The organism is Clostridium sp. AF32-12BH, from assembly GCF_003477935.1.
Taxonomy (GTDB): Bacteria; Bacillota; Clostridia; order Lachnospirales; family Lachnospiraceae; genus Brotaphodocola.
Window position 1 is genome coordinate 1 of the sequence record NZ_QUEH01000032.1, and the last position, 8,056, is coordinate 8,056.

The following is an 8,056-nucleotide window of genomic DNA, read 5'->3' on the forward strand; positions in this document are numbered from 1 at the left end:
AGGAGTTTTACTGTCAACAGTTTGTATGTCTAAGTAGAAGTGAATTCCGATTTCTCAGTTTCAAAAACTTGAAGTTGTCACCATGTTCATCACTTATTTATACACGTTTGTAAATAATGGGATCATCGTATCCAAAAGTCCGCTTTCCGTTAACTTCTATAATTTCAGATACTTCCAAACAACTATCAGAAAACTTTTCCCAAAGCTTAAATGTCATTACTGGTGAAAACTGACTTGTGCTGCCTCCCTCCCAGATGCCATCATTTTCATGATAAAGTGCCGGAGTAAACTTTTTAGATTTTTTCAGTTCACTATAATCAACATTTTTCATAGAATCATATGAGAATGTATTTTTGTCTTCTCCTTCCGGAATCTCATAGGAGGAAAGTAAAATTCCATCTTCATTTTCTGTAATAAGGAAAAGGTGCGGTGATGCATGACGGTTACCATTGGTCTCATAGTAACTTTCTTCAACAACAAATTTTCCATTGAAATCTTGAGGAATATTATTTATTTTGTCATTGCAGACTGTATTTACATGCTTAGCATAAGGATATATTTTTCCTGTTGCCTGCATCATATTAAACTGCTCTTTGTTATCAAAATGTCCCGTCATCATACCAATAAAATTATCAAGTTTCATCATTTTATTTTACCTCCATAAATTCCGATTGAGATTTCACCTGTTTTAAGAGATTTAATAACTGTTATATTTTGTTATTAAATTCTCTGTAAACCCTTGAAAACACTGGATTTGTCACAGGTGAGCTTTCCCTTATTGTTTCCCTTGTGTTATATCGTCCCATCAGTGTTTATGAACTCTGATAAGGGCAAATACAAGGGCAAAAAATTATATAAAACAATATAACATAAAATAAAAGTGACATGGTGGACTGATTGAAATGCTTCTTAATTTTTGCTACTAATGATTGATTAAATGATAAGGAGATGGGATACGATGAGAACAATATTTGCAGAATACAATCCACAATGCAACAGCATTGATGTTTATACCAGTGCGGGATATATGCTCCGCCTTATTTAGCGGAATATCCACATTAATATGTTTCAGGTTATGAACATGTGCATTTCGAATTTTAATCACATTCGGATGATTCTGTTCCTTCATTTTCTTATCCTATTATACGGCAAAAGCGTATTGCCGGTCGTATAAACCACAACACGCTTTTGCCTTTATAAAGCTACTTTGTTATACAATACTCATAAACCATTCCACCGTTTCTGGTGAATAATGAGAAAAGAACAAACTCTTTCCATGTTTTGCTCCGATCTCTTTCAGTACCGGAGTATTGAAGAAATCATTTTTTCCTTCTGCAAACGGTCCCCAGCTCATAATCTGTGTATTATGTTTTGCAAGATATTCACGAGCCACTTTCTGCTGCTGGAACACATGTGTTTCCACCTGATTTACCGCAGGAACAACTTCTGCGAAATGTACAATGTCGATATAACGATCCGGATAGAAGTTTGAAACGCCGATTGCACGTGCCTTGCCTGCTTTATAGGCTTCCTCCATTGCACGGTATGTTCTGTAATAATCGCCAAATGGCTGATGAATCAAAAGCAAATCCACATAGTCTGTTTTCAGTTTCTTCAAGGATTCCTCAATCGAAGCCTTTGCTTTTTCATATCCTGCATTGCTGATCCAGATCTTTGTGGTAATGAAAAGTTCCTCTCTTGGCAGACCGCATTTTACAATTGCCTGACCTACGCCTTCTTCATTGCCATATGCCTGAGCAGTATCAATGCTGCGATATCCGTTTTTAATTGCAGTAAGCACGCAGCTCAGAGCAGACTCTGAAAGGACGGAAACGGATTCCCTTAACTGATCCTGAAGTAAATGTTACCTATCACCTGATTAGTTCCGCTAAGAGTACTATTTTACAATCTGTTTCGCCCACTTTTGAATTTCGTTATCAGAAGTAATCTGTTTTTCTTCATTAAAGCGTACATTGAGTCCCGCATGAACCGTTTTTTTTAGACATAAACCAATAAAATATAACACAAAATGCTAAAGCAAACACAACACCAAAAACATTTTGAATCACTCTAAGACTAACCGCTCCTTGTAGTCCATAAGTCTCTGCAGCAATGGCTAAAGCACCAAATGTGTTAAATACTGCCTGCCAGCCATATTGTGCTGAAAATCCTACACCGATTCCACCAAGAATTCCTATATATGCATAGATTGACGAAGGAAGCAGAAAATATAATACTGTAAAACATATAACACCTGCAATATTTCCGACAATCCTTTTACGGACTCTGTAGTGCATATCTTCCATAAACGGCAAAATCGTGGACATGGCCGCAATACCAGCCCACATTGCACGTGGCATATTACAAAGTTCTGCAATGCAAAGGACAATCGGTACGCATAAAATCTGACATATCTGCCATTTTGTTCTGGAAGAAGTGATATCAAATTCTTGTATCAGATCTTTCAGATTTCTTTTATAGGTTCTGTTTTTATGATTTCGATAAAATACGAAGCAGGTAAGTGCTGCACCTAAAGCCATTCCGACTAATCGCATCTGATAGCTTTTTCCCGTAACATCATAACCATATAGCAGTAGATACCCAAGAACCAATGTAGATTGATTAAACATGAATGGATTATGGCATCCGAACAGAATCAACACAGCCAGTGCCGCAATATTTAACAGCATTCCCAATACCGGTGAAAACTGATTTGCTAAATGCGGACATACAGTCATAATTACAAAGAACAAAGCCAAAAGCATCGTAGATTGTCCGGTGTGGATCCCCAGATCCGCATTCCGAAACACCATGAGACATAATAAGACTACTACACCTACAATGCTGTTCTCATTTCCAAATAGGATACTGAAAATACTAACAAAGAAAAAACAAAATGCCATTGTAGCAGCTATCTTCACCAGATATACCCACATATGATATAATTTTTCTTTTAGTGTTTCACTCTTTTTCAACAGGTTTTTAGAACCTGCCTGATTTAACTGCAACTCCTGATAAAATGTCATGTAATTCCTCCTCTATCTGTTTTTCTTAAACTTATATGGCCTCATCTTTCTGTATTGGAAGCTCTACAACAAATCTGCATCCACCATATTCACGGTTTTCTGCTTTGATTGTTCCTCCGGCACTATCTACAATCCGTTTTACAAGTGCAAGACCTAGGCCATTTCCTTCTGCTTTATGAGATCCATCTACCTGATAGAACTTGTCAAATATTCTAGATTTTACATCATCCTCTATTCCTGGTCCTTCATCTTCCAGAATGAACTTAACAGAATCCTGTTCTTGTTTCAGAAACATCGTAATTGTCCCCTTTGAAGGACTGAACTTAATCGCATTATCCAAAAGATTTATCCAGATATGCATAAAAAGTCCTTCATTCCCAGTATATTTAACTTCCTCCAATTCTACCTGAAAACCAATTTCTTTTTCTGTCCATTTTGTTTCCAATGAAAGAAATGCCTGGCGGATCTGTTCATCCAGACGATATTCTGTTTTTTTCATTGGTATATTCTGATTCTCTAACTTGGATAACAGCAAAATATTACCAACCAATCCGGAAAGTCTTTGGGTGTTAAATAAGATTTTTTCTACATATTCCTCTTGATCCGGAGACAGTTCTTCTCCCTGAAGCAGCATTGTATATCCTTCAATGGCATTAATCGGGGTCTTAAACTCATGAGAAACATTAGATACAAAATCCATCTGCAGCACCTCTGTTGCACGAAGTTCTTTTGTCATAACGTTAAAACTTTGATAAGATTCTCCAACTTCTGCGATACGGCTGTTCGTTTCCAAATGCTGTTCAAAATCTCCCTGAGAAACTTCCTTCATTGCTTTACTAAGTCTGGTAATTGGTTCCAGTAACTTTGCATTGATAAAGGAAGTGATCAGCCCTGCAATCAATGTATTGAAAATCAAAAGCCAGCCAAGCACAGGTATGCTGCCCGGCAGATTAAAAAAATGATTCAAAAAAGCAAATAATAAAGCAGATATGACTGTTGAAAATACAAGTGCCAGCCAGATTGCACCAGTCAGACAGGATCGGATCCGCAATCCTTTTTCTTTCTTTTGTTCCATTATTTTTTCACCACCTTGTATCCAATTCCACGCATTGTTACGATTTCAAAATCAGGGTTATCTTTCAAACGCTCCCTGATTCTTCCTATATGTACCTCTATCGTATGTGGGTCTGCCTCCGTCTCGTATCCCCATACTTCATCCATCAACTGTTGTTTTGTAAATGTTCTGCCTGGCGATGCTGCAAGCTTATATAAAAGCAGGAATTCTTTTTTAGGCAAAACAAGACTTTCCTTATCAGTTGTAACCGTCATTGCATCATAATCAAACTCTGTTGAACCGATCACAATTTTGTGTTCATTCAGTATCTGTGCACGGCGAAGCAGTGCTCCGACTCTTAAAACCATTTCATTCACATTTACCGGTTTTACCATATAATCGTCACTTCCCGAAAGAAATCCCTGGCGCATATCATCAAAGGAACCTTTCGCAGTGATCATAAGTACCGGTATCTGATATCCTGCTGAACGGAGTTCCGACACCAGTTCATAACCATCCATAACCGGCATCATAATATCGGAAATGATCAGATCAATATACTCTTTATCCAATATTTCTAATGCCAGTGCTCCATCCGATGCACTTTTGACCTGATATCCATTCTTCTCAAGCACTTTTTGGAATAGCTGGCTTAATTCTTTATCATCTTCTACAATTAATATTTGAAACATGATCTTCTTCCTCCTTTATCAGAACAGATATCTTGCCCATCCAAGCAGATGCTGTACCAAAAGTACGTTTCTCTGACGCTTCTTTGTCAATTCAATTGGCTCTACATGATACGGATCACGATAGGTTCCATCTTCCAATACCTGTCGGGACACTCTTTCATATTCCATCATGCCTTCTTCCAACTGTTTATTAATCTCTTTGCTACGTATTACAAGCATCAGTTCCGTATCCAGATACGTGCTTCTCATATCCATGTTAAAGGAACCGATTACGGATAGATCATCATCAATCAGGATGCTTTTTCCGTGGTAAGAATAGCCGCCTTCATACTCCCAGATATCAATTCCTGTATTTAAAATTCTGTTTCTGTTTCTCGCATAATCAGCAGAACCAAACGGATTTCCATTGTTGGCAACCGAATTGGTCATGATAGAAAAATCCGGAACTCTCTCCGCAATCTCTTTCCATGTATTATACATCATATCATTGCAGATAATATATGGTGTATGAATTTTCACGCGCTCTTTTGCATTTTTCATTAGTTCTCCCAGTTGATACCAGACTACTGGTTCCTTGGGACCTGTGTGGATAGGATTTGACACTAATGCAATCTTTTCTGTCTCAAAAGTTTCGTCCGTGTAATCGGTATCGCAGATTCTTTCCTTATTCTCTTCAAAATATTTCTGATAGCCGTTCTGCAGCTCTAAAACTGCGTTCTTTACAGATTTTCTATTTGCCAGTTTTTTATTGTCATGAAAATAACCACTGTCTTCTTGTTCCCATATCGTTTCAAAATACTCTAACAACTGGTTAACTGAATTTTCTTTCTCAGGTTCATCGCAAACCACTAACACATCTCTGTCATAGTTCTTATGTCCCGGAAAATCACCCAGGAAATAATTGTATGTATTTCTTCCACCAAGAATATATGTCTTACCATCTGCAATCAAATATTTATCATGCATTCTCCCCATCATCTTCCATGGTTTCAACGGATTGGCCTTATTATACAGTTTAATTTCAACATTCTCATGGGAAGATAATCCATAGAAATACGGATTGCCTTCCATATCAACCCAGCTCTCCATTCCATCTACTAACAGACGAACATGCACACCTCTGTCTGCCGCATCATGCAGTGCTCCTAAGATCAATTTTCCACTTTCATCTGATTGAAATGCAAAAGTAGAAAGAATAATGTCTTCTTTTGCATTTCGGATCAAACGCACTCTTTGTAAAAGTGCTTCTGGATTTTTTTCTATGATCACTGCTCGTTCCATATTCTCGCTGCGTTCGTTCCACGAATCATTTTGTGTTTCTTTTTTGATGGTATTAGACACTTCTGGCTGTTTTTTATATGCAATACAGATTCCAAATAATTCATAAAAAGCCACACATAAAAAAATTGACAGTATAACAAGAAGGATTTTACATATTTTATACTTTTTCATTGTACATCACCTGATTCCTTTTTATTTCATACTTATACAATACAAAGTCAATCTCAATTTAACCTCAACAAGGTTTGTTTTTTCATCAATGCAAAATCTTCCTTGTACAACAGACTGTTAGATATAGCAAAAACGGCCTTTCAAAAACAGTTAACTTCTAAATCAACTGTTTTTTGAAAGGTCGTTTCATCAGATTCTTATAGCAATCCAGCAAATAATCTCATAAATAATTGTCCCAGTCGCAAATATGCACTTTGTCCGGTTTGATATTGGTCTGTCACATCACGACATTCTCCCATCGTTCTTATCAGATCATTTTTTATTTCCACAACTGCCTGACAATCTGCCATAAAACAGCCGTTTTCAAAATGGTGATATAAACTTCGATAATCCAGATTAATTGTTCCACAAGTTGCCATACAGTCATCTGCCACACTCATTTTTGCATGACAGAAACCAGGAGTCCACTCATAAACACGAACACCATGTTTAACCAATCCATGATAAAAAGAACGAGTTATATTATAAATGAATTTTTTATCAGGGATACCAGGTGTGATAATTCTTACGTCTACCCCTCGCTTAGCAGCCAGACATAACGCATGCGTCATTTCATCTGTTATGATTAGATATGGAGTCATAAACCAACAATATTTTTCAGCTTTATTTATCATACTGATATAAACTTCTTCTCCTACTTGCTCATTATCCATAGGGCTGTCTGCATAAGGTTGAACAAACCCAGTTTGCTGTGCCGCATAATCATAGTGGAAAAGGTATTTACTAAAATCAGAATCATTAGCATCCTTATCACTTACTGCATTCCACATTTCCAAAAATGTCACCGTAAGCGACTGAACAGCATCTCCTTCTAAACGAATACCTGTATCTTTCCACTGTCCATACGGGTGTGTGTAATTAAAATATTCGTTTGCTAGATTATATCCACCTGTAAATCCGACTTTTCCATCAATAACTGTTATTTTTCTATGATCACGATTGTTCAAAAACAGATTTAAACCTGGCATAAACGGATTGAATACACGGCAATGAATTCCTATTGCCTCCATCTTTTTCACAAAATCTGTGTTAATAAAGCCTATAGAACCCATATCATCGTAGAATACTCTAACTTCCACACCTGCTTTTACTCGCTCTTCCAGAACATCTTGAATCTTATGCCATGCTTCAGCGTCTTCTATCGCATGATATTCCATAAAGATAAACTTCTGTGCTTTCTCCAAATCCTTAAGCTGTGCCTCTAATCCTTTCACTGCTTCATCAAAATACACAATATCCGTATTCTGATAGATTGGATACTGCGAATTTCTTTGTATGTAACTTGCTATATTTCCTGCTTTCGGAATTGTTTCTTTTATTCTGCTCAAACACTCCTGATTGTCCGGAAGCATTGGTAACAATTTGCTATCAATTTCTGCATATCGCTCACGCATTTTATGTGTGCCACCATTCAAACCAATCAACAAATACAGGCCTACACCCATAATTGGGAAAATTAGAATTAAGATGACCCAAGGCATTTTCATAGAGGATGTCTTATTTGATGCGTACAATCCCAAAACCAAGATCCCACTCAAAATCTTTGTAAATAAATTTATGATTTCTGCATATTCATTCAAGCGTGTTACGATAGTAATAATAAAAATCACTTCCAGAAGAATGCAGATTATGGAAAAACACAGCCGTTTTACCCCATTTTTTGTTTTTGCTTTACCCTCTAAAGTATCTTGTTTCATATATATTCCACCTTCCTACTTGCTCAGTTTTCTCCGTGAACTACATCGGCAATTGAATTACCGAGCATCTGATTA

General features: G+C 37.0%; 7 protein-coding genes and 1 pseudogene. 1 reads left to right on the forward strand and 7 read right to left on the reverse strand.

Annotated features, from left to right (window positions below):
- Positions 1-97: 97 nt before the first annotated feature.
- Positions 98-646 (reverse strand): hypothetical protein, encoded by a 549-nt coding sequence (locus DWZ40_RS18770; protein ID WP_118544328.1) that lies wholly within the window; start codon positions 644-646, stop codon positions 98-100.
- Between the two features lie 312 nt (positions 647-958).
- Here DWZ40_RS18770 and DWZ40_RS19905 point away from each other — a divergent pair.
- A pseudogene (locus DWZ40_RS19905) lies at positions 959-1,039 on the forward strand (toxin-antitoxin system protein); the annotation flags it as partial.
- 171 nt (positions 1,040-1,210) lie between these two features.
- Here DWZ40_RS19905 and DWZ40_RS18775 read toward each other — a convergent pair.
- The 6 genes from DWZ40_RS18775 to cls all read right to left on the reverse strand — a co-directional run bounded on the left by DWZ40_RS18775 (position 1,211) and on the right by cls (position 7,981).
- Positions 1,211-1,810, reverse strand: a complete 600-nt coding sequence (locus DWZ40_RS18775) for an aldo/keto reductase (protein ID WP_207664532.1) — start codon at positions 1,808-1,810, stop codon at positions 1,211-1,213.
- A 151-nt stretch (positions 1,811-1,961) separates the two neighbouring features.
- The gene (locus DWZ40_RS18785; RefSeq protein WP_117494581.1) at positions 1,962-3,026 is read right to left on the reverse strand and encodes an FUSC family protein; all 1,065 of its coding nucleotides are present in this window, start codon (positions 3,024-3,026) and stop codon (positions 1,962-1,964) included.
- Positions 3,027-3,057: 31 nt separating this feature from the next.
- Positions 3,058-4,101 (reverse strand): HAMP domain-containing sensor histidine kinase, encoded by a 1,044-nt coding sequence (locus DWZ40_RS18790; protein ID WP_055215087.1) that lies wholly within the window; start codon positions 4,099-4,101, stop codon positions 3,058-3,060.
- Positions 4,101-4,772 (reverse strand): response regulator transcription factor, encoded by a 672-nt coding sequence (locus DWZ40_RS18795; RefSeq protein WP_117504378.1) that lies wholly within the window; start codon positions 4,770-4,772, stop codon positions 4,101-4,103. Before DWZ40_RS18795 ends, DWZ40_RS18790 begins: the two co-directional genes overlap by 1 nt.
- Before the next feature lie 18 nt (positions 4,773-4,790).
- Positions 4,791-6,224: a phospholipase D family protein gene (locus tag DWZ40_RS18800; protein WP_118544329.1), complete on the reverse strand. Its 1,434-nt coding sequence runs from the start codon at positions 6,222-6,224 to the stop codon at positions 4,791-4,793.
- A 197-nt stretch (positions 6,225-6,421) separates the two neighbouring features.
- Positions 6,422-7,981, reverse strand: a complete 1,560-nt coding sequence (gene cls, locus DWZ40_RS18805; RefSeq protein WP_118544330.1) for a cardiolipin synthase — start codon at positions 7,979-7,981, stop codon at positions 6,422-6,424.
- Positions 7,982-8,056: the final 75 nt, after the last annotated feature.